Source organism: Bradyrhizobium sp. 63_E2_N1_3, from assembly GCF_052076005.1.
Lineage (GTDB): Bacteria > Pseudomonadota > Alphaproteobacteria > Rhizobiales > Xanthobacteraceae > Bradyrhizobium > Bradyrhizobium barranii.
Window position 1 is genome coordinate 2702026 of record NZ_CP197235.1, and the last position, 23460, is coordinate 2725485.

The 23460-nt window shown below is 66.4% G+C and carries 20 protein-coding genes; 8 read left to right on the plus strand and 12 right to left on the minus strand.

The features are described 5' to 3' along the window. The first annotated feature begins 89 nt into the window (after positions 1–89). The 8 genes from AB7531_RS12490 to AB7531_RS12525 are packed head-to-tail and all read left to right on the plus strand — an operon-like array spanning position 90 to position 8452. Entirely contained in the window at positions 90–950 is an 861-nt protein-coding gene (locus AB7531_RS12490) for an FAD binding domain-containing protein (RefSeq protein WP_063981939.1), read from the plus strand. Beyond that, positions 947–1471 (plus strand): (2Fe-2S)-binding protein, encoded by a 525-nt coding sequence (locus AB7531_RS12495; RefSeq protein ID WP_063981940.1) that lies wholly within the window; start codon positions 947–949, stop codon positions 1469–1471. The genes AB7531_RS12490 and AB7531_RS12495 overlap by 4 nt, the downstream gene beginning before the upstream one ends. Further along, the gene (locus AB7531_RS12500) at positions 1468–3843 is read left to right on the plus strand and encodes a xanthine dehydrogenase family protein molybdopterin-binding subunit (protein ID WP_441279960.1); all 2376 of its coding nucleotides are present in this window, start codon (positions 1468–1470) and stop codon (positions 3841–3843) included. Before AB7531_RS12495 ends, AB7531_RS12500 begins: the two co-directional genes overlap by 4 nt. A 22-nt stretch (positions 3844–3865) precedes the next feature. Continuing rightward, entirely contained in the window at positions 3866–5107 is a 1242-nt protein-coding gene (locus AB7531_RS12505; RefSeq protein WP_063986203.1) for an ABC transporter substrate-binding protein, read from the plus strand. 10 nt (positions 5108–5117) lie between these two features. Further along, positions 5118–5993 carry a branched-chain amino acid ABC transporter permease gene (locus AB7531_RS12510; protein ID WP_063981942.1) on the plus strand — a complete coding sequence of 292 codons (876 nt, stop codon included), beginning with the start codon at positions 5118–5120 and terminating at the stop codon, positions 5991–5993. Then, entirely contained in the window at positions 5990–6988 is a 999-nt protein-coding gene (locus AB7531_RS12515; RefSeq protein WP_063981943.1) for a branched-chain amino acid ABC transporter permease, read from the plus strand. The genes AB7531_RS12510 and AB7531_RS12515 overlap by 4 nt, the downstream gene beginning before the upstream one ends. After that, complete coding sequence (locus AB7531_RS12520; protein WP_063981944.1) at positions 6985–7740, plus strand: ABC transporter ATP-binding protein; 756 nt, start codon at positions 6985–6987, stop codon at positions 7738–7740. The genes AB7531_RS12515 and AB7531_RS12520 overlap by 4 nt, the downstream gene beginning before the upstream one ends. After that, positions 7733–8452 carry an ABC transporter ATP-binding protein gene (locus AB7531_RS12525; RefSeq protein ID WP_063981945.1) on the plus strand — a complete coding sequence of 240 codons (720 nt, stop codon included), beginning with the start codon at positions 7733–7735 and terminating at the stop codon, positions 8450–8452. The genes AB7531_RS12520 and AB7531_RS12525 overlap by 8 nt, the downstream gene beginning before the upstream one ends. Before the next feature lie 27 nt (positions 8453–8479). Here the strand turns inward: AB7531_RS12525 and AB7531_RS12530 are convergent, their stop codons facing one another. Genes AB7531_RS12530 through AB7531_RS12585 form a run of 12 tightly spaced genes read right to left on the minus strand, consistent with a single transcriptional unit; the run spans position 8480 to position 23460 of the window. Next, on the minus strand, positions 8480–9001 hold the full coding sequence (locus AB7531_RS12530) for a hypothetical protein (RefSeq protein WP_028152189.1): 522 nt from the start codon (positions 8999–9001) through the stop codon (positions 8480–8482). Between the two features lie 15 nt (positions 9002–9016). Next, a complete protein-coding gene (locus tag AB7531_RS12535; RefSeq protein WP_063981946.1) occupies positions 9017–12199 on the minus strand; it encodes a DUF6519 domain-containing protein in 3183 nt (1060 codons plus the stop codon). Positions 12200–12220: 21 nt separating this feature from the next. Continuing rightward, positions 12221–14350 carry a hypothetical protein gene (locus AB7531_RS12540; RefSeq protein ID WP_063981947.1) on the minus strand — a complete coding sequence of 710 codons (2130 nt, stop codon included), beginning with the start codon at positions 14348–14350 and terminating at the stop codon, positions 12221–12223. Next, complete coding sequence (locus AB7531_RS12545; RefSeq protein ID WP_063981948.1) at positions 14347–16986, minus strand: putative baseplate assembly protein; 2640 nt, start codon at positions 16984–16986, stop codon at positions 14347–14349. Before AB7531_RS12545 ends, AB7531_RS12540 begins: the two co-directional genes overlap by 4 nt. Next, complete coding sequence (locus AB7531_RS12550) at positions 16983–19529, minus strand: putative baseplate assembly protein (RefSeq protein ID WP_441279961.1); 2547 nt, start codon at positions 19527–19529, stop codon at positions 16983–16985. The genes AB7531_RS12545 and AB7531_RS12550 overlap by 4 nt, the downstream gene beginning before the upstream one ends. Beyond that, positions 19526–19897 (minus strand): GPW/gp25 family protein, encoded by a 372-nt coding sequence (locus tag AB7531_RS12555; RefSeq protein WP_063981950.1) that lies wholly within the window; start codon positions 19895–19897, stop codon positions 19526–19528. Before AB7531_RS12555 ends, AB7531_RS12550 begins: the two co-directional genes overlap by 4 nt. A gap of 12 nt (positions 19898–19909) precedes the next feature. Next, entirely contained in the window at positions 19910–20224 is a 315-nt protein-coding gene (locus AB7531_RS12560) for a hypothetical protein (protein WP_063981951.1), read from the minus strand. 9 nt (positions 20225–20233) lie between these two features. Further along, positions 20234–20746 carry a phage baseplate assembly protein V gene (locus tag AB7531_RS12565; protein ID WP_063981952.1) on the minus strand — a complete coding sequence of 171 codons (513 nt, stop codon included), beginning with the start codon at positions 20744–20746 and terminating at the stop codon, positions 20234–20236. Continuing rightward, positions 20743–21873, minus strand: coding sequence for a hypothetical protein (locus tag AB7531_RS12570; RefSeq protein WP_063981953.1), 1131 nt, complete (start codon positions 21871–21873; stop codon positions 20743–20745). The genes AB7531_RS12565 and AB7531_RS12570 overlap by 4 nt, the downstream gene beginning before the upstream one ends. A gap of 14 nt (positions 21874–21887) precedes the next feature. Further along, entirely contained in the window at positions 21888–22241 is a 354-nt protein-coding gene (locus AB7531_RS12575) for a Base plate wedge protein 53 (protein ID WP_441279962.1), read from the minus strand. Between the two features lie 8 nt (positions 22242–22249). After that, on the minus strand, positions 22250–22915 hold the full coding sequence (locus AB7531_RS12580) for a hypothetical protein (RefSeq protein ID WP_063981954.1): 666 nt from the start codon (positions 22913–22915) through the stop codon (positions 22250–22252). Continuing rightward, on the minus strand, positions 22912–23460 hold the full coding sequence (locus AB7531_RS12585) for a hypothetical protein (RefSeq protein WP_063981955.1): 549 nt from the start codon (positions 23458–23460) through the stop codon (positions 22912–22914). Before AB7531_RS12585 ends, AB7531_RS12580 begins: the two co-directional genes overlap by 4 nt.

Here is a 23460-nt window from a genome sequence, read left to right on the forward strand (position 1 = left end):
CCTCCCGGCGGCGTGTCAGGATTTTGAGACCAGATGGTTACAAATCTGGCATCCCGGCTGATGAGCCGACGGATATCGAGGAAACGGCGGTGAAGGCGAGGGCTTTCAGCTATTTTCGTGCTGCGACGATCGACCAGGCGCTGGATGCTCATGCCCGCGCCGGCGATGACGCGCGCTTCATTGCCGGGGGCCAGAGCCTCGTGCCGGCGTTATCGCTGCGGCTACAAGCGCCGCGGTTGCTGATCGACATCACCCATATTGGCGAGTTGCGCGGCGTCCGGCGCGAAGGCGCCTATTTGCGTATCGGCGCGCTGACGCGGCACTGCGAGATGCTGAGCGAGCCGCTAATCGCCGAATTCGCGCCGCTGCTGCATGCTGCTGCGCCTTTTGTCGCCCATCCCGCGATCCGCAACCGCGGCACCATTGGCGGCAGCGTCGCGCTCGCCGATCCTGCCTCCGAATTCCCGGCGATGACCCTGGCGCTCGATGCCGAGATCGAGATCGCCGGCCCTTCCGGCAGCCGGCGTGTGAAAGCCGACGACTTCTTCGTCGAGCTGTTCGAGACCGCATTGCAACCCGGTGAGCTGATCACCGCGATCTACGTTCCGCTGTTCAAAGCCGATCAGCGTTTTGCGTTCGACGAGCTGGCGCGCCGGCGCGGGGACTATGCTCTGGTCGGATGCGGCATGCTTGCGACTTTCACAGCCGAACGCATCGACGACATCCGCATTTCCTTCTTCTCGGTCGGCAATACACCGACGCGGGTGAAGGGCGCTGAGGCAACTCTGATCGGCTCGAACCTGGATCCTGAACGTATCGCCGCCGCGCAAGCGGCGCTCGAAGGCGATCTCGCCCCACCCGACAGCGACGAGGTGCCGCCGGCGATGCGGCTGCATCTCGCCCGCGTGCTGCTCGGCCGCCTGCTCGGACGTCTGGGTGAGGGCGCATGAGCGGTTTTGACGAAACCCTGCTGGATGACGCGGGCGAGACCGTGCGGGTCCGCTTCGTCGTCAATGGCCGCAAGGTCGCCTGCGAGGTGGCGCCGCGCGAGACGCTGGTCGATTGCCTGCGCAACGCGCTCGAACTGACCGGCACGCATGCGGGCTGCGAGATGGGGGCCTGCGGCGCCTGCCTGGTGCAGCTCGACGGCCGCGCTGTGCACTCCTGCCTGATCTTTGCAGTGCAGGCCGATGGCGCCAAGATCAATACCATCGAAGGTCTTGCCGAGAGCGGCGTGATTGCCGATCTCCAGGCCGAATTCCATCGCCGCAACGCGCTGCAATGCGGCTTCTGCACGCCGGGCATGCTGGTCAATGCCCATGAACTGCTCTCGCAGGTGGCGCGGCCCAGCCGCGACGAAATCCGCGACGCGCTGTCGGGCAATTACTGCCGCTGCACCGGCTATGAAGCGATCGTCGATGCGATCGACGCCGTGGCGAAAGCACGCAGCGAAGACGGGGGTCCGGCATGACCGCGCCGCTGACCTCGCTCGACCGTCCCAACTCCTATATCGGCCGGTCCGTGCCGCGGCCGAACGCCAAGCGGCTGCTTGCCGGGCGCGGACGCTATATCAGCGATCTCAAGCTGCCGCGCATGCTCTATGCCGCGTTCCTGCGCAGTCCGCATGCGCACGCGAAGATCGTCGCCATCAATACCGAGCAAGCGCGCGCGCTCGAAGGGGTGCATCTCGTTGCCACCGGCGAGGACCTCGCAAGGATCTGCACTCCCTGGACCGGCACGCTCGACCACTTCAAGGGCATGACGTCGACTCCGCAATTGCCGCTGCCGCTCGACCGCGTGGTGTGGGCCGGGCAGGCTGTGGTGGCCGTCGTCGCCGAGAGCCGGGCGATTGCGGAAGATGCGCTGGAGCTGATCGAGATCGATTACGAGGACCTCCCCGTCGTCGTCGATATCGACAGTGCGCGCGAGGTTGGTGGCCCGCTGATCAATCCGGGGACCGCAAATAACACCTGCTTCCGCAGCCAGCTCGACAACGGCACAGTCGACGAGGCATTTGCGCAGGCCGCCCACGTGGTGGAAGAAGAGTTCTCCTTCGGCCGCCATACCGCGGTGACGCTGGAGCCGCGCGCCATCGTCGCCGACTACGACCCGGCCGCCGGCGCACTCACCGTGCATCACGCGACGCAGACGCCCTACCAGTTCCAGGATCTCTATTCGCGCCACTATGGCATCCCCGAGGCCCGTGTTCGCGTGATCGCGACAGATATCGGCGGCTCCTTCGGGATGAAGCTGCATGTCTATCACGAGGACATGGCGGTGGTCGGTCTCTCGATCTTGCTCGGCCGTCCTGTCAAATACGTCGCCGACCGCATCGAGTCCTTTGTCTCCGACATCCACGCCCGCGATCATCGCGTCCGCGCCCGCATGGCGCTCGATGCCAAGGGCGAGATTCTGGCGATAGACGTGCTGGACCTAACCGCGATCGGCGCGTTCTCGACCTATCCGCGCACCAGCGTGGTCGAGGGCAACCAGGTGATCCGCCTGATCGGCGCGCCCTATCGTTTCAAGAACTATCGCGCCACGCTGGAGGTGATCTTCCAGAACAAGGTGCAGACCAGCCAGTATCGCGCCGTCGGCCATCCCATCGCCTGCGCCGTCACCGAGCGGTTGGTTGACATGGCGGCGGTCAAGGTTGGCCTCGATCCCTTCGCCATCCGCGCGCAGAACGTTATCGCTGACGATGCCTATCCGCAGACTTCGCCGACCGGCTATCGCTTCGAGGCGCTGTCGCATCAGGCCTGCCTGAAGCGCCTACACGAGATGATGGGTTATGAGGCGTTGCGCGCCGAGCAGGCCGATTTACGCAAGTGCGGCATCTATCGCGGCATCGGCATTGCGGCCTTCGTCGAGATCACCAATCCCAGCCCGGCCTTCTACGGCGTCGGCGGTGCGCGCATCTCGTCGCAGGACGGCGCGATCCTCAGCCTGACGCCGTCGGGCGAGGTCCGCTGCCTGATCTCGGTCACCGAGCAGGGGCAGGGCACCGAGGCGATCATCAGCCAGATTGTGGCCGATCAGCTCGGCCTTGCGCAGGAACACGTCAAGGTCATCACGGGAGATACCGAGGTGACGCCGCATGGCGGCGCCACCTGGGCCTGCCGTGGCGCCGGCATCGGCGGCGAGACCGCGCTGCAGGCCACGCGCGTGCTCAAGCGCAATATTCTGGAGATTGCCGCGCTCATTCTTCAGGAGCAGCCGTCGGCACTCGACATCATCGATGGCGAGGTCGTCGACGCCGTGACCCGGAACCAGCGGTTGCCGATCTCCGAGATCGCGCGGATCGCCTATTTCCGCTCCGACACCTTGCCGCCCGGTACGCAGGCGCAGCTCACCGTCAGCCATCATTTCGCGCCACAAGGCTATCCCTTTGCCTTCACCAACGGCATCCAGGGCTGTTCGCTGGAGGTCGATGTCGAGACCGGCTTCGTCAAAGTGCTGAAGCACTTCATCGTCGAGGATTGCGGCCGCGTCATCAATCCGATGCTGGTGGACGAGCAGCTTCGCGGCGGCATCGTGCAGGGGCTGGGTGCGGCGCTGTTCGAGGAATGCCGCTACGGCGAGACCGGGCAGCTCATGAACGGCTCGCTCGCCGACTACCTCGTTCCGATGCCGATGGAGATGCCCGACATCGTCATCGGCCACGTCGAGACGCCGACCGCCGACACCGTGCTCGGAGCCAAGGGGGTCGGCGAGGCCGGCACGGCGGCGGCCTCCGCCTGTGTGCTCAACGCCGTCAACGACGCGCTCGCGCCGTTCGACGCCTCGATCAATTCGATTCCGATCACGCCCATAAAAGTCCTGAAAGCCCTGAAACGTTTCTAAAAAAAGACAGTTGGAGGAAATCATGCCCAAATCCGGTTCGACCTCGACAATATCCCGCCGCACTGCGCTCGCAGGCCTCTCCGCCGGCGCAGCCCTGCTCGCCATGCCGCGGCTCGGCCGCGCCGCGGACGAGACGATTCGCATTGGCTTCCCGACGCCGCTGACCGGACCGTTCGCCGCTGAGGCGCGCGATCAGGTCAAATGCGCCGAACTCGCCGTCAAGCTCGTCAACGACAAGGGCGGCATCGGCGGCCGTAAGGTCGAGCTCCTGGTGCGTGACGACAAGCTCAATGCCGGCGAGGCCGCGACCCGGACGCTGGAGCTGATCGAGAAGGACAAGGTCCACGCCGTGGTGGGCGCGCTTTCCAGCGCGGTGCAGCTCGCCGTCAACGAGGTGACCCGCGCCCGCGGCGTGATCTACGTCTCGATCAGCCAGTCCGACACGATCAACGAGGCCAAGGATTTCAGCAAATACACCTTCCATGAGGCGCTGAACCCGCACATGACGACCGCTGCCGTGGCGCGGCAGACCCTGAAGAAGGGCATGAAGGTCGCCCATCTCGCGGCCGACTATGCGTACGGCCACGAGATGCTGCGTGGCTTCAAGCGCGCGCAGGCGGCGACCGGCGCTGATAACGTTGGCGAGATCCTGCATCCGTTCGGCGCGGCCGACTACTCCACGTTCATGCCGCGCCTGATGTCGATGCGGCCGGACGTGCTCTGCATCTCCAATTTCGGCCGCGACCAGGCCAACGCGATCAAGCAGGCGGTGGATTTCGGCGTCAAGCAGCAGATGAAGATCGTCGTACCCGTCATCCTGCACAACCAGCGCCTCGCGGTCGGCCCCGACGTGTTCGAGGGCGTGGTCGGCGGCGCCAATTACTATTGGGGCCTGGAGCCGCAGAGCAAATCGGCGGCCGCTTTCAACGCGGCGTTCAAGGCTGCCAATGGTGGTGCGATCCCGACCGACTACGGCGCCTACGGCTATTCCGGCGTCGGTTCGCTGCTGGCGGCCATGCAGGCCGCCGGAGGCACCGACACCGACAAGGTCATCGATGCTCTCGAGAAGCTGCAATATGACTTGACCAAGGGCCCGCAGCATTACCGCAAATGCGACCACCAGTCGGTGCAGTCGGTGCTGGTGCTGGAGTCCAAGAAGAAGTCCGCGATGGCGAACGACAACGATTTGTTTGCGATTCTCGCCAACGATTCGGGTTCCGACGATATGCTGCGCAGCTGCAGCGAGCTCGGTCACGCGACCTGAAGCCTGGCCGATGGACCTGTCGCTGATCATCATGCAGCTTCTTTCCGGGATCGCCCTTGGGGCGGTCCTGGTGATCACTGCGCTTGGACTGACGATCGTGTTCGGCATGCTCGGGGTGGTGAATTTCGCCCATGGCGCGCTGTTCATGATCGGGGCCTATGCGGGGCTGTATCTGGCATCGCTCACCGGCAGCTTCTGGTGGGGATTGCTGCTCGCTCCTATCCTGATCGGCGCCTTCGGCATGCTGATCGAGCTCGTCCTGATCCGCAGGCTCTATGGACGCTCGATCGACGATCCGCTGCTGCTCACCTTCGGCCTCAGCTACATCCTGGTCGAGGGTGTGCGCATCGTGTTCGGCAGCGACGGCATTCCGTTTCCGACCCCGCCGCAGCTGATCGGCGTGCTCGATCTCGGCATCGGCTTCTTCCCGCGCTATCGCCTTTTCGTCATCGCGCTGGTGGCGGTGGTGCTGCTGGTGCTCTGGCTGGCGCTGGAGAAGACCCGCATCGGCCTCATTGTGCGCGCGGGCGCCCGCGATCCCACCATCATGCAGGTGCTCGGCGTTGATATCGGCCGGGTCTGGCTTGCGATTTTTGGCCTTGGCGTCGGACTTGCCGCGCTCGGTGGTGTGCTCGCGGGTCCCATGCGCAGCGTCAATCCGGAGATGGGCTCGCTGGTACTGGCGGAGGCCTTCGTCGTGACCGTGATCGGCGGGCTCGGCTCGATCGTCGGCGCGGTCGTCGCCGGCCTCATGGTCGGCATCTCCATCAGCCTTGTGGCGCTGTTCGCACCCGAAATGGCGACCATCGTGATGTTCGCGCTGATGGCGATTGTGCTGCTGATCCGGCCGCAAGGCCTGTTCGGCGTGAGAGGGAGGACCGCGTGACATCACCATCGAGCGGCGAAGCGGTCGCCAAGCCCTCGTCCCGCGGGCTCGGCTGGCTTCTCGAGCAGCGCGTCCTGCTCTCCATCGCGGTGCTGGCCGTGCTGCCATGGCTGCTGCCGTCCCAGGCGCTGGCCGTCAACGTCCTGATCTACGGCGTCGTGGTGATGGGCTACAATCTGCTGTTCGGCTACACTGGGCTGCTGTCGTTCGGGCAGGCGGCGTTCTTCGGCGCGGGCGCCTATTTCACCGGCATTGCGATCGGCCGCTACGGCGTGCCCTGGTTCGCCGCGGTGCCGATCGCCGTCCTCCTGAGCACCGGCCTTGCCGCCGCAATCGGCATCGTCTCGACGCGCACCCGCGGCATCTATTTCTCCATGGTGACGCTGGCGCTGGCCCAGCTGGTCTACTACGTCGCGCTGCAGGCCTCGTCCTTCACGGGCGGCGAGAACGGCCTGCGCGGCTTCACCGTCGACCGCATCAGCCTGTTCGGCTTCCCCGTCAATTTCCTTGACCCCGTCAACAAATATTACGTGCTGATGGCCTTCGCGGCGCTCGCGATGTGGTTCCAGTTGCGAATCCTGAACTCGCCGTTCGGTGCCGTCATCGAGGCCATCCGCGAAAACGAGCAGCGGGCGCGGGCGTGCGGCTATGACGTCGAGCGCAGCAAGCTGATCGTGTTCATGCTGTCGGGTGCGATCTCCTCGCTTGGCGGCTGCATGCTGGCGCTGCACCTGTCGATCGTACCGCTCGACCTTTTGCACTACCAGACATCGGGCATGATCGTGATGATGGTGCTGCTTGGCGGCGCGCGCAGCTTCTTCGGGCCCTTCGTCGGGGCTGCGAGCTTCCTGATCCTGGAGGATGTCATCTCGCTTTGGACGCCGCATTGGCAGATTTTTGTCGGCGCGATCTTCGTGCTGTTCGTGCTGTTCCTGCCCAAGGGGATCTGGGGAACGCTGCTCGACACGCTCGGCATCGGAAAGGCGCGGCCATGAGCGGCGAACTGCTTCGCGTCGAGGGGGTCGGCAAGCGTTTTGGCGGCTTCGTCGCGCTCGAAGACATTACCGTGTCCTTTGCGGCGGGACAGCTCACCTCGATCATCGGGCCGAACGGCGCTGGCAAGAGCACCTTCTTCAACATCCTCTCCGGCGCGCTGCCCCCGACGTCGGGCACGCTGCACTTCAGGGGACGCGAGCTGAACGGCCTTCCGCAGCACCGCTTCGTGCATCAGGGCATCTCGCGCTCCTACCAGATCACCAACATCTTTCCGGATTTGTCCGTGCACGAGAATGTGCGCGTGGCGGCGCAGGCGCTGACCGTGAGCTACGACATCTGGCGCAACCGCGCCCGGCTGACGGAGCTGAATGCGCGCGCCGATGCGGCGCTTGAGGCGGTCGGACTGCTCGGCAAGCGCGCCGAATTGGCAAAATTCCTCTCGCACGGCCAGCAGCGCGCGCTGGAGATCGCGATCGCGCTGGTCTCCGAGCCCGAGCTGCTCCTGCTCGACGAGCCCACCGCCGGCATGGGGCCGGAAGAAACCAAGGACATGGTCGCGCTGCTCGAACGGCTCGCGGAGAAGCGCACGGTGCTGCTGGTCGAGCACAAGATGAAGATGGTGCTCGGCCTGTCCAAGCGTGTCGTGGTGCTGCATCACGGCCGTCTGCTGGCGGACGGCGCGCCCGACGAGATCAGGAGCAACCCGGAAGTCCGACGGGTTTACCTCGGACAGAGTGAGGGCTATGGCTGAGACCGCGCTGCTCGAAATCGATGATCTCCACGCCTGGTATGGCGCAAGCCATATCCTGCACGGCATTTCCCTGCACGTGAAGGAGGGCGAGGTGGTCGCTCTCGTCGGCCGCAACGGCGCCGGCAAGACCACGACCTTGCGCTCGATGATGGGTCTGATGCCGAAGGCGACCGGCCGCGTGCGCTTTGCGGGCAGGGAGCTGCTGCCGCTCCGCGCTCATCAGCGCTTCCATCTCGGTTTGGCCTATGTGCCGGAGGAGCGCCGCATCGTTCCCGGTCTCTCCGTGCGCGAGAACTTGCGGCTCGGCCTGGTCGCGGCCGGAAGCGAGATCGAGGAGCGCGCCGCGATCGACGAGATCGCCGAAACCTTTCCGCGCCTGAAGGAACGCCTCGATCAGGAGGGCGTCACGCTTTCGGGCGGCGAGCAACAGATGCTCGCGATCGCCCGCGCGCTGATCGCAAAGCCCAAGATGATCCTGCTCGACGAGCCCTCGGAAGGCATCATGCCCGTCCTGGTCGAGGAGATGGGCGTGCTGTTCCGCCGCCTGCGCGACGAGGGCAAGACACTGCTGCTGGTCGAGCAGAACGTCGAATGGGCCCTCCGGCTGGCCGACCGCGCGGTGATCATCGACCAGGGCGAGGTCGTGCATCAAAGCAGCGCCGCGGCGCTGCTGGCGGACAAGGACATCCAGGAGCGCTACTGCGCGGTGTGACGGCTCCGAGGGCCGCACGCGAGCAGGTCATCCAAGCAGCTTGCCGAGTTCGTTGAGCTTTGCGATCGCGGCCTTGCCGACCTCAGTGATGTTCTTTTCCGCGCGTGCGGCAAGCTCGCGATCGGCCTCGAAGCCTTTCCTGACGGCATTGACGCTTTCGCGGATCTGGCCGCCCACATTGGGGTCGCCGATCGCTTTCTTCACCGCGCCGTCGTCGAAGGCCTTGACGGTCTGCTCCTGATCCGCGAGCCGCGCGTTGCTGCCGGCTGCGGTCTCCTCGAGCGCGAGGCCGAGCGCCTCATCCAGGAGTTCGTGCAAGGCTGTGAGCGGACCCTCGGTGGCGGAGCTTGTGGTGCTGACCTTGAAGCCCGGCGTATCCGGCACGAACAGCACAGTGCCGCGCGCGAGCCTGTTCAGATCGGCATGCGGATTGGCCTCCTGCAAGGCTTTCAGCGCAGCCTCGCTGCGAACCTGACTTAGATTGGCATGCAGCAGCTTCTCGCTGACAGCCTTGAGTTTTGTCTCGTCTCCAACGATGAAGGTGCGCATCGAAATCTCCGCGGATTAGCCGATCACGTTGAGTGGCGCCCACGGCGTGTTGGCAATGCCGCCGGGGATGATGATGTTGCTGGTTGTGATGTTGCCGATCACGGTCACTGCCCGCGCGCCGGTGAGGCGGATCGAGCTTTCGCCGCCGCGCACCCGGTTCGTGCTGATGATGGCGACCGCGCTCTCCAGCGAAACGGCGACGCTTCTGCTGCCGGATTCCACCCGGTTGTCGTTGAACAGGCATTCCTGGCCGGCCACGATCAGAACGGCGGGGGCTGGCCCGCGCGCGGACAGCATGTTGCCGATGATGCCGGCGCGCGCGCCCTCGGTGTCGTTGGCGGCAAGGCTTGCCCTGACGAACGCATAGTCGGCGCCAAGCGCGAGGATCCGCCCGTCGCCGAGCCGGATCGCGATCTTGTCGCCGGCTTGTCCGAACGGCACCTTCGGATTGACCTCTGCCGTGGTGAGCGCGAACCAGTTGCCGTCTGAATTGTCCACGCCTGCCGTGAGGTCGCGCTGCACGCTGTTGTGATTGACCTCGATCTGGGTCTGCGGCGCGCGCAGCATGATGCCGGCGCTGGTGCCGACAAACCCCTTGGCGGGCGCGACCTCGACGATCTCGTTGCCGCCCACGCGCGGGCGGTTGACGCCGAAGGTGACGACGCCGGCGCGCAGTGCGGACTTGACCGCCGTCAGGCCGATCGCGCGAACCAGATTGCCCGCAATCGTCGCGCTGTCAGCGCGGATCACCTCGATGCCGACCACGGTGCCGTTCTCGCTCTCGGTGACCGGTTCGATGTTGCGGATGTGGTTATTCTCGATCGAGACGGCTGCGGCGTCGGTCGCGCCGCCGAGCATGATCCCGGCGCCGCAGGCGTCGATCGCGTTGAGCTTGATGATCAGGTCCTGTGCTCCGGCAATCACCTTGATTCCGGCCGTGCCGAAGCCGTGGATCTGGTTGGCGAGGATATGCGCAGTGGCGGTGCTGCGGCGGTCGAGCCCGGGGATCAGCCCGATGCCGACGTGATCGCCGGGCGACCAGTTGCGCAGCTGGTTGCGCTCGATCCACAGCCCCGCCGCGGCACAGGCGATGCCGTTGGCCGTGACGTTGCAACTGTTGCCGTCGATAGCCAGCGAGGCGCCGGGAAGCGCAAGGCCCTGCGCGGCGATGGCGGTGTCGGTGCAGCCGATGATCTCGTTGTGCGCAATCCGTGTGGCGAGCAGATGCAGCACCTCGTCGGCGAAGGCGATCGCGCCGCGCTGGCACAGAAGGACGTTCTCCTCGATCGTCACCGCGGCCGTCAGCAGGAAGCCGGCACCGTTCTCCACGCCCTTGAGGGCGCCGCCCGCAATCGCAACCGGCGCGAAGATCGCGTTCTCGGCGAGCTTCGCACCGCCAACCACACCGCGCAGCACCACCGCCGGGAGCTGTGCATTCTCGGTGCCGAGTGCCGCGATGGCGAGACGGGTCAGGCCGAGGCCGATGCAGGTCGAGACGTCGATGGTGGGGTCGCGTGCGAGCGAAAGGATCGCGAGGTCCTCGATTGCGATCGCAAAAGAGTCCTGGATGGCGAAGGCGCCGGTCGGCGCCACCAGCAGCGTTGCCGGGCCCTTGCCGGCGATGCGGACCGATTTCGCCTGGTTGATCGCCACGGCCTCTTTGAGCACGTAACGGCCGGGGCCGAGGCAGATGGTGCCGCCGGTCTCGCGCACCTTGTTGACGGCGTCCTGGATGGTGAAGCTGCCGCTCTCGTGCTGCTCGACCGTGACACAGGCCGTGCAGGCACAGTCGTGGCCTTCGCCTTTCGGCGGCCACGGGTGGCGGCAGTCGGTGACACTCTTGGCGCCGACATCCCAGATGCCGAGCCGTGCATAATGGTGATGGATGCCGCGCGGCGGAGCGCGGTCGAGCAACTCGACGCTGGCATCCGCCGTGCGCGCGGCGAAGGCCCACCAGTCGCCGGCACGACAGCCCGCAGCCCCGGTCGAATCGAAGCTCACTGTGACGCCGTCCTCGAGCAGGACTGTCGTGCCCGCGGCGGGCACCTTGATCACGCCGGTCGATCCGGCGGCATCGAGATCGCCGATCTGCACCGGCGTGCCGCTGGCATCGGTCCGGAACACCTTTCCCTTCTGATCCCAGCGGCGCACTCGCAAATTGGTCTGCTTCGGCCAATCGCTGTTGGGGAATCCCGGCGGCAGCATCAGGGCCGGCAGTGCCGGTGTGAAGCTGATGCGGCGGGTCGCCTCGGTGACGGTGATGCGGCGCATCTCGCCGGCCTTCTGCGAGAACTCTCTGGGGTCGTCGATGATCTCGACCCAGTCGCCGGTGTTGAAACGCAGCACGTCGTCGCGCCCGAGACTGTCGAGCTCGAGTTCGGTGGCCGAGATCATGCTGGCGACGCGCGAGCCGACGCTGGCATTTTCGCGCGACCATTTGAAGGTCGCAGTGCCGCCGGGCTGGCCGGGGTCGTGGATCTCGACCCGGTAGAGCTGGTTCTCGAGGCCGCGGAAGCCGCCGGTCGGCGGCAGCTCGCAGGGGTCGGTCACCGGAGCTGCGTCGAACGTGCCTGTCGTAAGCACGCCGGTCGATGGCGCGATCACTGTGGTCCAACCCGGCATGTCCTCGTCGGGCGTCGCGCAGCTGGTGTTGGCGCCGGCATCGGTGTCGAGCACGCGCACCTGCCACACCGTCTGGAGCCGCGAGCTGGTCTCGACGCCGACGGCGATCTCGACCAGTTCCGGCCGCTCGAGCCAGGTCAGCTCGCGATTCCAGACGTCGAGATAGACGAGATGACGGCCGGCGGTCGGCAGTGGCGGCCGCACCTTGGCCGGCAGATAGGGCTGGGTCTCATAGGTCAACTTGTCGGTGAAGACTGTCTCGGCCATGAGATCGTCGAACAGGCGCTTGCCGGGATCGGCAAGGCCGTGGTTCTCCGCGAGCAGACCGTCGACATAGAGCCGCCCCTTGCCGATCTCGAGCGTATTGCCGGCAACGCCGAGCTTGAATGCATCCGGGGTCGTCGAGGACACCGTATCGCGGTCGAGAATGTCGCTGGCGAGTGCACGCAGCCTGCGATCGAGGATCGCCATCAGCTCGTTGGCGTCGCCGTCCAGCAGCACCGCGCCCTGTTTCAGCTCCACGCCGGCGAAGTCGAGCAGCGGGTCGAGACGAACGCGTGAGAAGTCGGCACCCATGATAGCCTCCGATGCACTCGGTCAACTCGCGAAGAACAGGCCCGCGTGCAGCCCGAAACGTAGATATTCATCGAGCCGCAGCCTGAGATTGGCCTCGCGCTGCGGCTGGAATAATGCGTTGAGAACGCCGATCTCGCTGTCATTGTCGCCGCCGGCGCGGATCGTGAGGCTCGTGGCGCGGCGCAGCTGCCCGTAACCGGGATCGCCATAACGCAGCGAGGTGAACAGCGGCAGCGCCGTGGGCGCCGTGTCATTCGGCACGCAATGGAAGCGCCGCGGCGTGATCGAACCCGCGGGCACGTAACAGAAGCGGACGCAACCTTCCTGGCGACGCTGGACCAAGAGCGGCGCGATCCACTTTTCCGCGGGCTTTGGACCAAGCTCTGCGAAGAAGATGGTGTTGGAGGCGAGCTTCAACAGTTTCGTGTGAACCTTGCCGATGACGGTGCATTGGGCGACCGTCAGTTCGGCGCAGGGGCTGCCCGCGGCATCGGCGGCAAAGGCGACGTTCGCCGGCGCGCCGGCATCGATGATGCAGTCGGTCAGCGTTACCTCGGCATCAGTGACGGCGCGGATCGGGCCGACGATGCAGCGCTCCAATGTCACTTTGGCGAAGGGATGCTCGATGATCAGGCTCGGCTCGCCCGGCGAGGTCGGACTGCCGTCCCCATTCAGGGTAAGCCCAGGCACCAGCGTGCAATCGCGCAGCAGCAGCTCCCGCGGCTCGACATCGGCAAAGGCCGCCAGCCGCAACGCGCCGCCCGATATCACGAGCCCGTCGAGCGTGAGGCGACCGCGCGCGCCGATGTCGAGCGTGATCTCGCCGCCCGCCGCCAGCAGCGGGCGGGTCTGGTCATGCGCGGCGACCACGACATGGTGCGGCGTGGCATCTCCGGTCACATCGTCGACGACAAAGGTCGGCGTCTCCCTGTAGGTCAGGCTGTCGCCGATGATGAGGCGGCCACCGGTCCTGATCAAATTGAGCTTGGCCTGCCACGCGCCTCCGGCATCGACGGTCTGCTCGTTGCCGATATCGCCCGCGGCGGGCACGCGCGGATATTCGCCGCCGCCGATCTGCCGCGCAGTGCCGTAGTGGAATGTCGCAAGCAGCGGTCCGTCGGCGGGATTGCCGAGCAGCACACGGCCACGCTCGGGATCGAAGCCGATCGTGCCCGCCGTCACCTGCGCCTCATGGGCCCAGCCGATGACATTGCCGCCGCCATCGAGAATGTCGCGGAGATCGCAGACCCGCACCTTGGCCGTCGGCACCGGGATGGGCGGGGTGCCCGGCGTGAAAAACACCAGGCTCTCGCCGTCGCCATAATCGTCCTCGCGCCGTGCGTTCGGCTGTGCGGTTGCCTGCGCGGCGCGCACCGCCATCGCCATCAGCCGCACCGACAGCGGCTCCGGCGCATTGATCGGCTCGGCGAGATGGGAGATGTCGGACTCGGCCTGCGCGAATCGAAACAGCCGCATGTCCGCGCCGAGTGGGTTGAGATGGAATTTCCGGCCGGTCGCGTCGCCGGCGTCAGGCGTCAGCGGCACCGCCGTGAGTGACAGCGATAACAGCCGCCACAGGAAGATGCCGATATTGGGGATGTTGTAGCGGCCGGCGCCCGTTTCCGGCCGCCGCATCTCGGCGGTGTGCGCGATGCTGTTGAAGGCGCCGTCGCGCCGGAACAGTGCCGCCGTGTCGCGCAGATTGCAGGTCGCGGGCGCATGCAGTCGGATGTGCTTCATGTATTGCGTGGTGGCGAGCTGCTCGAAAAATTCGACCGCATGTGCCGGCCAGCCGGTGACGTCCTGCGCGAGCTCTTCCAGCATCAGCGCGGTGCCCTTGCGGCGGCGGAAGGCGATGGTGTCGGCGACTTCGGCACGCGGCGAGGTCAGCTCGGTGCCGAGCCCGCGCAGCGGCCGGTAGCCGATGAGATCGCCGATATAGGGCGTCACCCACTCGGCGCAGGTTTCGATGAACTGGTCGTCGTAGAGCTGGTCGACGGACTCTTCCAGCGTGGCGAACTCGCGCGCAAATGCCGCCAATAGAGCTTGGAGCGGACCGGCCTTTGCCGGATCGCCCGCAAGCGCGGCGTCGCGCAGCCGGTGCAGCGTCGGCAGCAGGCTGTAGAGCCGTTCGGGGGTGAGGCTGTTCATGCCATCTCCTCCAGGATGTCGAACGGCGCCGGGTTCAGCGTCAGCAGCTCGCTTGGCTTCGCCGCGCCCTGGTCGACATGCATCCGCGAGGCGAGCAGGCGGACCTGGCGCGAGGGAATGGTCTGCGCGAAGGGCGCCGTGCCGCCATAGAGCTGGACGAGGTCGACAGCAACGACGCCGGGCACCGACTGTGCCGCCGCGATCACGTCGGATTGCTGCACTGGCTGGCCGAGCTCACGCGCGTCGAAGGCGAAGTGCGCACGCAGCGCCGCCTCGACCGCGGTGAGCACGGCCTTGGCGTCGAAATCGGGATCGCGCTTGACCTTCAATCCGATCCGGAAGGTGCCGGGCTGGTAGGGCAGCAGCACGACAGCGACATGCGGATCGCCGCCGGCCTTCAGCGCAGCGAGCAAATTGGTCCACACCGGGCTGGTCGAATTGACGGGAGCGCCGGGCGGCCCCGCGATCGTGATGGCGATGGTCTTTCCGCGCGGCAGTTGCAGCACCTGCGCCTGCGCCTTGGCAATGCCGGTGAAGGCGCGGGCAAAATCCTCATAGTCAAGGACGGACACGACGCGGCCGAGCGTGCGTGCGCCGAGCGGCATGCTGCGTCGCGCCGCATCCGCCGGCTCCGGATCGTTGCCGCCTTCGGCCGCGAACGGGTTGCTCACGCCCTTGAGGCCGAGCGGGCGCGACAGCAGTTGGCTCAGCGTCTCGGCGCGGACATTGCCGGCGCCCCCGATGCCCTTGCGGTAGGTGGCGCGGACGTTGTTGAGCCCGCTCGGCAGCCGCGCACCGCTGGCGCCGTCGCCGAATTTCACGAGATTGCGCCCTTGCTCGTCAATATCGAGCGCAAAGACGCGATCGGTCGCGGCTGTGCCGAACAGCGTCGCGCGCTCGTGCCATGCGATCTCGCCGACCCGCAACGTCAATTCGCTCGCGGCACCACTCTCATTGGCGGCGGCGCGATAGGTCAGCGGAACCTGCTTCAGCTCGAATTGCTGGAACGGCTGGGCCGAATCGCCCGAGCCGAGGATCTGGGTCACCGTCTCGCCATGCGAAGCCGGCACTACATTGCCATGAACCACGATGCTGCCGCGGTCGAGGCTGCCGGCGAGCGGCGGGTCGATCTGAAGCATGCAGCGGCCGGCATCGACAGCCTGGGCGGATACGAGGTTGGCCTGCACGACAACGGCCTGGCCGTCGGAGACGCGATTGCCTCGCACGATCAGCCGTCGCCCTGCGACGAGGCCATCGGCACTGACGGCTGCAGGGATGCTGCTGCCGGTCGCGGCATCATCGACGGCGTAGGGCGCAAGCGCGAGCTGCTCGGACTGCACGAAGGCTGTGATGCGACGAACTTGGTCCTGATAGCGGTCGTAATGGGAGCCGCGCAATTGCAGCCGGGTGACCTTGCCGGCCAGCGCGAACTCCGCGCGCGACGTCTCGTCCGCATCGGCTATCTGGTAGACGTCGAGATGCGGGCCGAGATCGAGGATGACATCCGACTTGCCGAAGGCCTTGATGATGACCTGGATGGAGCCCCTGGCTGCCATCGAAAGCACGACGTAACCGCCGGCGCGGACCTCGGAATAGACCGTATCGAGATCAATGAAACCGCCGCCCTGGGCCGAGCCCATCGGCGAGATCGTGTAGTCGGGCCACTCCGGCGCGTCACTCCCGCTCGGATAGTTGTTGCGAAAGTCCGTCGACATCGACTTCCACATCGGCGCGTTGTGGCCGAAGGGTGCTGCCCGCTTGCGCAGCGCATAGACCTTCGAGTTCTGGGCGGCCGTGACCCCGGAAAGACCGAGCTGCCAGGTCACCTTGGTGCGATCGAAATCCAATTGCAGCTCGACACTGTCGATGAAGCGGAAATCGCAGTTGCTGTCATTCGTACCGGGATTGAAGGCATCGCCGACGATCAGCAGCGCATCGCCCGGCTTCAGATTGTTGCGCTGGCCGGCGAGGTACATGACCGTGTCGCCTTTGTCCGGTCGGCGTGTCTCCGCCAGCCACGGTCGGATCGCATTCCAGGCCGGCCGTGCGGCGGCCAGTCGCTCGACCGTTTCGAAGGTCTGCGGCTTCTCGTCCGGCCCCGGTACGCTCTGCACTTTCGTGCCGATCTCGATCGACACTTGAGCGGGCACGCCGGTGACGAAGCTGCCCGGCTCGGGCGACAGCTTTGGCGGCGGCGCAGGGGGCGTTTCCAGCGTGAAGGCGAGCCAGGTCTCGGCGGCGACGCCGGGCCGCAGGCGGTAGCCGATCAGCCGGCCCATCTCCTGGAGCGAGACGCGCTCCAGCGCAGTGCGGAGATAGGATTCGTTGGCGATGCGCTCCTGGTAGAAGGTGAGCACGTCGGCAGCGCAGGCGAACGCATCGATCAGGCCGATGGTGAAATCGTCATCGGCGCGGCTTTGCAGCTTGCCCAGCGGTGCGAACGCGGCAGAGGACAGCGCGGCGTGCAGGCTGTCGCGGAACTGGGCGTGGTCGCCGACGCGGTAGGCGATGGCGGAGAGGCCGTAGCGGTTCGAGATGCCTTGCGGCGTCTCGGCTTCAATGCCGGCGCAGCAGCCGCAGCTCTCGCTGCCGGCAGGCAGGGCATGAGGCTTGATGGTTGGGACCGGTAGCGTCATTTGCCGCCTCCCGCCTCGATGATGAGCCGGCCGCGCTCGCGGAAACTCGGATTATTGGCAAGCTGCGCGATCTCGAGGCTTCCGATCGGGATCACCTCGTCATCCAGCGAGGTCGCGAGCGGCGAGATCAGCCGCTGGAATTTTTCCGCCTGCACCGCCTCGACACCCTCGACCGCTTGTGCGGCCGCGATGATGCGGCTGAGATAGACGGGATCGCCGAAGGTGAAATTGTCGGGATGGAACAGGCCGAGCGTGCCATCGGGCAGCACCGCGCTCGACAGCACCGTCCGCACGGCCTGCGCGACATCGGCGCGGAAATAGTCTGGCTTGACGCAGACATGCAGTGTGACATCGAGCGGGACATAGCGTGGCGGCCGTACGTCGAGGTCGTAGCCGGCCATCCTGAACCGCTCGAGATGGTTGCGCAGTTGCGTAGCGAAGGGCGCGTCGACTACGCCGCCGCCGAAGCGGTCGGGCGTCACGAACACGGTGTGCCAGCTTCCGGTCCAGCGGAACGTTGCGGCCGCGCGCTGCACGTCGGCACGTCGTTCACTGGCGGCGGCGTAATCGGCCGCCGTCACCGCGCGCTCCTGGGTACGGAACGCCTGTGGGGCATCGCGTCGGGCGGCTTCGATGTCCTCGGGCTCGACGCCGCCGGATGCGGGAAGCGGATTGCGTACGGCCTCGAACACGCCGTCCGTGGTGCTGACGATGTGGGCGATGGCTTCGGCGCCGACATTTCCGGATGTGCCGTTGCCGATCCGGTAGGTCGCCGTGAATGCGGTGTCTTCGGCCGGGCGCTTGCCGAGCAGGCCGTCACCGAACCGCAGCAAGGCCTCGCCGTGGTTGTCGATCTCGACCACGACATGCGGCGCGTTGCCGGCGCTGTCGATGAGGTCGCGTCGCGGCAGCCAGTGCTCGGTGATGCCGGCGACTTGTCCCGTGAGATCGACGATGGCAGGCGTGGCGTCGCGCGGCGACAAGAGCGAAAATGCGCTGGCCGCCCACCACGGCTTGTCGTTGCTGACGGGAACGGCGAGCAGCGCGCCGAGATCGAAGGATTGCGTCAACGGGCTGTTTGCCAGCACCGGGCGGAAGCGCGGCGGCAGCATGACGTCCGGGGACGAGGTGCAGCAATTGCCCGGCGCGCGCGATGCCTGCTTCAAGCTGGCGCGCGGCATCACGCCGAGCTGTTCGGGCGGCAGCGTGCGGCCGTGATCGACGAGCACGATATTGCCGCGCGCAACACTGATCGCGAGCTCGGGGCGGTCCTCCACCGTCAGGCAGAGCGGGAAGGGCAGCGCGTCGGCCTCGCTCCAGGCGAGCTCGGTGACGTCGACCGGGCCGTCGACCGGAGGCTCGTCGAACAGCCCGCCGGACGGATCGCTCGTAAGCGTCCTCTCGGTCAGCCGCACCGCGCAGCGATGGCCAGGATCGGCATCGGCGGCAGACAACGTCGTTGGGCTGATCACCTCCTCGAAGATCAGGATATCGCCGATAGCGAGCGTATCAATGTGGCCGCGCAACGTCGCACGCGTGGTGCCGCGGGGCAGGCAGCATCCGTTGTTGCCCCAGGCATAAAAGGTGAGACTGTTCTGTTGCTGGTCCAACTCGGCGGGAGCGACCGTCTCGAACATCTCGGCGCCACCGTCGATCGCGTCGTTCAATTCGCGCGAGCACGGCGTCAGCACTACGTCCAACCCGGGCACGCGGGTGAGAAGCTGCGTGCCCTTCGGTAGCGCGATTTTCTGTCCATTCACGCCGAAATGCACGAAGGCGCGCGCGTTGCAGCCCTCGTGCAAATGATAGTCGACCAGCCTCGCATGGCGTCGCACCGAGATGCGCTGCCGCGCGGTGGCGAGATAGGCTTCGTTGGCGACCGCATCCTGGCGATAGGCGAGGTTGTCGGCGGCATAAGCGAGCAGCTCGACCAGGGTCACGCCGAGATCCGCCGCCGAACGCTCCTGCCAGCCGGGCACGAGCAGGCTGAGCCTATCAAGCATCAACCGGCGAAAACCCTGATAGTCGCGCGCGAGATAGTCGATCTCCGGCCTCAAGCGCGGCACGGGCGGGCACGGCGCGGTGTCCGCGCAGTCATAGTCCGAGGGACATTCGACCTTGAAGGTGAAGTCGATCGCCGACAGCTTTGGATCGAAGCCGGCCGGCGGCTGGTCCGAGCCGGAATTGGCGAAGATGCCGAAATTGTAGATCGAATAATCCCCGCCGCTGTCGGTTCGGACGACCAGCGTGCGGGCGAGATCGTCGACGGTGTCGACGAGGCCCGGCTCGGCCTCGGCCGGCAGCGCGTCGGCCGGCGCACACCAGACCACGCCGACGGTCGCGATCCGTTCGCCGCCGGTGATGCGCAGATTATCCGACGAGAGCGTGAAGCCGGAATGCAGCAGCCGCACCAGCAGGGTCTGTTGCCGCGGCGCGCCGGGCGGAGAAGCGAGGTCGAGCACCTCGATGAATGCGATGGCGTTGGCGCTGCCCTTGGCCTCGAGCACTTCGAGCCGGCGCGGATCGCAGCAATGTTGCTTCATGCCGCGCCCCCCGGAACCGCAAAGCTCGCGACGTGGCTGGTGCGGTCGGCAAGCACGACGTAGCGGATCTCGACCCGCAGCACCGCATCGTCATTGATCACCTCGACCGAGGTGACGGCGATCAGATGCGACAGGTGCTGATGCAGCGCGGCCTGGGCCAGCATCTGCGTGGTCGCGGCGAGCGTCACCGAATTGGGCTCGAACACCAGCGCCAGGAGTCCCGCGCCGAAATCCGGCCGCATCACCCGCTCGCCCTGCATCGTGAACAGCACCTGCTCGATCAGGTCGCGGATGTGATCGGGACGGCCGGTCGTGGCCGTGCGGCCCTGGTCGTCGAAATGATAGGGGAAATCGAGTTCGCTGCTCACGCCGTCCTCCCCTCAGGTTGCCAGCACGCGCGTCTGCGCCACGACGGGCAGCATCGGGGTGCCCGTCGGCGTGCAGACGGATTGCCCGATCATGGTCGCGGCCGGTGCGCCGCCGATCATCACCCGTGCGGCGCCCACTACCATCTGCGCCGTGACGCAAGGCGGCGCCGAGCCGGTGAGCGAGCAGGCCGCGATCGCATAGGGGCTGGTGAGATTGACCGCGGGCTGGCCCGACAGCATCACGCGCGGGAACGGCGCGATCGGCGTCGCCTGTCCGGCATGGCTGCACAATACCGTGGCGCCGAGATGCAAGACGGGAGCGGGCATGTGCGTCTCCTAGATCACGGTGAGCGCGCCGAGATTCACGTCGACGGTCGGTCCGGTCATGGTGATGACCGCGCCTTTGCCGTTGGAAATGGTGATACCGACGTCGCTGACCGAGATCATCGCGCCCGTCGTGGTCTGCATCAGGATGCCGCCGGTCGGGCCCGGCACGTCGCTGATGGTGAGACCGTTCTTCAAGGGGGTTTGCAGGGTGATGCCGGGGACGCCGGGTGGCACTGCGTGCGCCAGTACCGGCACCTCCGCGGCACTGCCCCAGTAGCACCCGACCCAGATCGGATAGTCGGGGTCGCCGCGCTCGAACTCGATCCAGACCCCGGCGCCGATGATCGGCACCGTGAAGAAACCGGCATTGATGCCTGCGGTCGGCACGCAAGGCATCGCCCAGCTCGTCGGTATCACGGCGCCGACGTCGGGCACCATCACCTGGATCCGGCCGATCTGAAGCGGATCGATATTGTTGATCACCACCGCGCGATACTTTCCGAAAAGTGGCGCATCGCTCATGTCGGCACCTGCGGAACGGTCGAGATCAGCGCGTTGCGTGCGAGCGAGAATGATTGCTTGTAGGAGCCGCGCTCGATCTCGTGGGTGACGTTCTTGACGTAATAGAGCCCGTCGAACGGGAGGCCTGCGCCGCGCACGCCAACCAGTTGCCGCGACTTCAGAACGCGGCCATATCTGGCGACGTCGAGCTTGCCGCTCCCGAACACGCTGTCGCTGTGCTGGCTGGCGTAAGCGAGCCCCGCCATCAGCGCCTGCGGCGCGGACAAATGCGCGGTGTTGGAGAGCTTCTCGATCTTCGGCGGCAGCGGCGGCACCACGCCGAGCGGCGGGCTCATCGGCGTGATGTCGGGGATCGGCACCGGGATCGGCGCCTTGCTGTTGGCCTCCTGGAAGAACACGATCGGCATGACCTTGCGTTCCTTGTCGAAGTTGAACGAGATTTCCTCGACATTGGTGAGCGCGTCCATGTTGGTGGTGAGTGCCGGCTGCGGCGCGCCAAAGCGGATTTCCGGTCCCCAATAGGCCTTGGAGGCACCGGGCGCGGGACCGGCTTCGAGATAGAAGACGTAGCCGGCTTCACCCGCGAGCTTCTTGACGTAGGCGTAGTCGCTGCCCTTCTGCTGCGGGATCTGCTGGACCGGGATCGGCGGGATATCGAGCACGCTCGGGATCACCATCGGGATCACGCCGAGTGCTGCGTATTTGGCAAGGATGGCCAGCACGCGCACCGAGGGCGGCATCGCCGGGAAGGGCAGGCCCGGCAGCTCGATGATGTCCATCAGCGCCGACATGTCCTTGCCCTTGATCACCAGCTTGCCGACGCCGCCGCTGCCCGGCTGTGTCTCGACATTGGTGACCATGCCGTCGATGACGGACTCGGCCATGCCGTTGATGGTGACGATCAGCACCACGCGCAGCAGCGGCGGCAGCGCGCCGCCGCCGGCAAGCAGGAAGATGGTGCGCAGCGGCGAGCGCACCGGCAGGTCGAAAGTCAGCTCGAATCCGCTCTGCGCATCGCCCGATCCGATCTCGATCTTGGCATGGGTCAGCGTCTCCAGCACCTCGCGCGGCGCCGGCACCGGCGCCGGGCCGATCTGGAGCGAGAGCTGGACGCCACCCTGCATCATCGGGAATCGTCTCCCTAAAGCCCGTTCGGGCGCGGGATCTGCACGCGCTCACCGGGCGTGTCGGTGAGTTCGAGCGGATCGGTCACGACATTGGCGTCGGCGATCCGCCAATACAGTTCGGGGTCGCCAAGCGTTGCGGAGGCGAGCGTGTCGGGCCGGGCGCCGGCATTGACGATGTGTTCGCCGGCGATGCCGATGTCGCGCCCCTGGGGGATGAAGCGGCGCAGCACATAGGCGACACCGGGATCGTCGGCGCTGCGCTTGAGCCGTCCGATCGCGGTGCCGTGATAGCGGCTGTTCGGCGGAAAACTATTGTCCGGAAACGCGCCGGCATCGATCAACATCTGGACGGGATCCGAGGACATCATGTGCTCCGTCAGGGCAGGCTGGAAAGACCAAGCGAGGCCAGTGAGGCGCTCCCGGTCAGGCCGGCAAGCGTCTCGCGATTGCGCAGGTAATTGAGGAAGATGGTGCCGCCACGATGCGAGAAGCCGAGATCGTCGGTGCTCATCACATGCAGCCCGAGCGAGACCTTTGCGCGGATCGGATTGAGCGCGGGATCGAACGCTTCCTCGACGATGGAGAACTCGGCGACGCGCACCGGCGCGACCCGGTTCTTGCTCCAGACGAACAGAGTGAGCGGCGCCTCCGGCGGCAGGATCTCGAGCGTGCCGCCATCGGCCTGGCTTGCGATGCCGAGCAGATCGTCGACGCTCGGATTGACGAGCGCCTCGAGCACCGCGAGCTGCGGCGCGATGCCGAAGGCGACCGCATTGGCGTGCGCGTCGGGATCGGCGAGCTGGTCGGTAGCGTCGATCTCGGCGTCGAGCTTGATGGTCTCGATCGCGGGCCCTTTCAGCCGGAACGGTTGCGCCCGCCCGCCGGCCGAGCCGTCGCCGCCGGTGCCCTGCACCTGGTAGCTGCGGCTCAGCGTGTCCGGATTGTACTGGAGCGCGATCTGCCGTCGCACCGTGCCGCCGCCCGGCGCCAGCACCACGAGGCCGCCCTTGATCAGTTTTGGGGACGAGGTGAGGCCGGTCATGGCAGGCGATCCCCCGATGGGCCGCGCGACGGTGGCAGCCGTTTCATCTGAAGGTCGAGCCGCAAGTCGCGCTGATAGCGTTCAAGACTGCCCGGTGCGAACGCGGCAATCCGGAGCGTCGTATCGACGGCGCGGTTGACGTAGAGCGTCAGGCCCCGCTGCGCGTACACGTATTCATTGGCTTCGACCTCGAACGTCCCCTGGAACGAATTGAGCCTTGTCTCCGGCTCGCCGAGTGCGTCGAGCAACGACGGCAGCGGCTCGACGAGGACGACGTCGGTCGCATCGATCAGCACCACCGTGCCGTCGTTTGCCCATACCCGCGCGCCTCGCGCGAAGCCTGCGGCCGCGGCGTTGAACCAGTCGGTCCGGTGCCTGGCGCTGCCGAGCGCGCCCTGTCCATGCCAGGAGCGGTCGAGATCGAACACGGCTGCGACGTCGTCGAGGGAGGTCGGGTGCGCGAGGCCTGCGAACGAACGCAGGTCGCGGCCGGCGAGCAGCCGCAGCGGTGACAGAGCGAGATCCGACGGGCGCGCGGCTTGCAT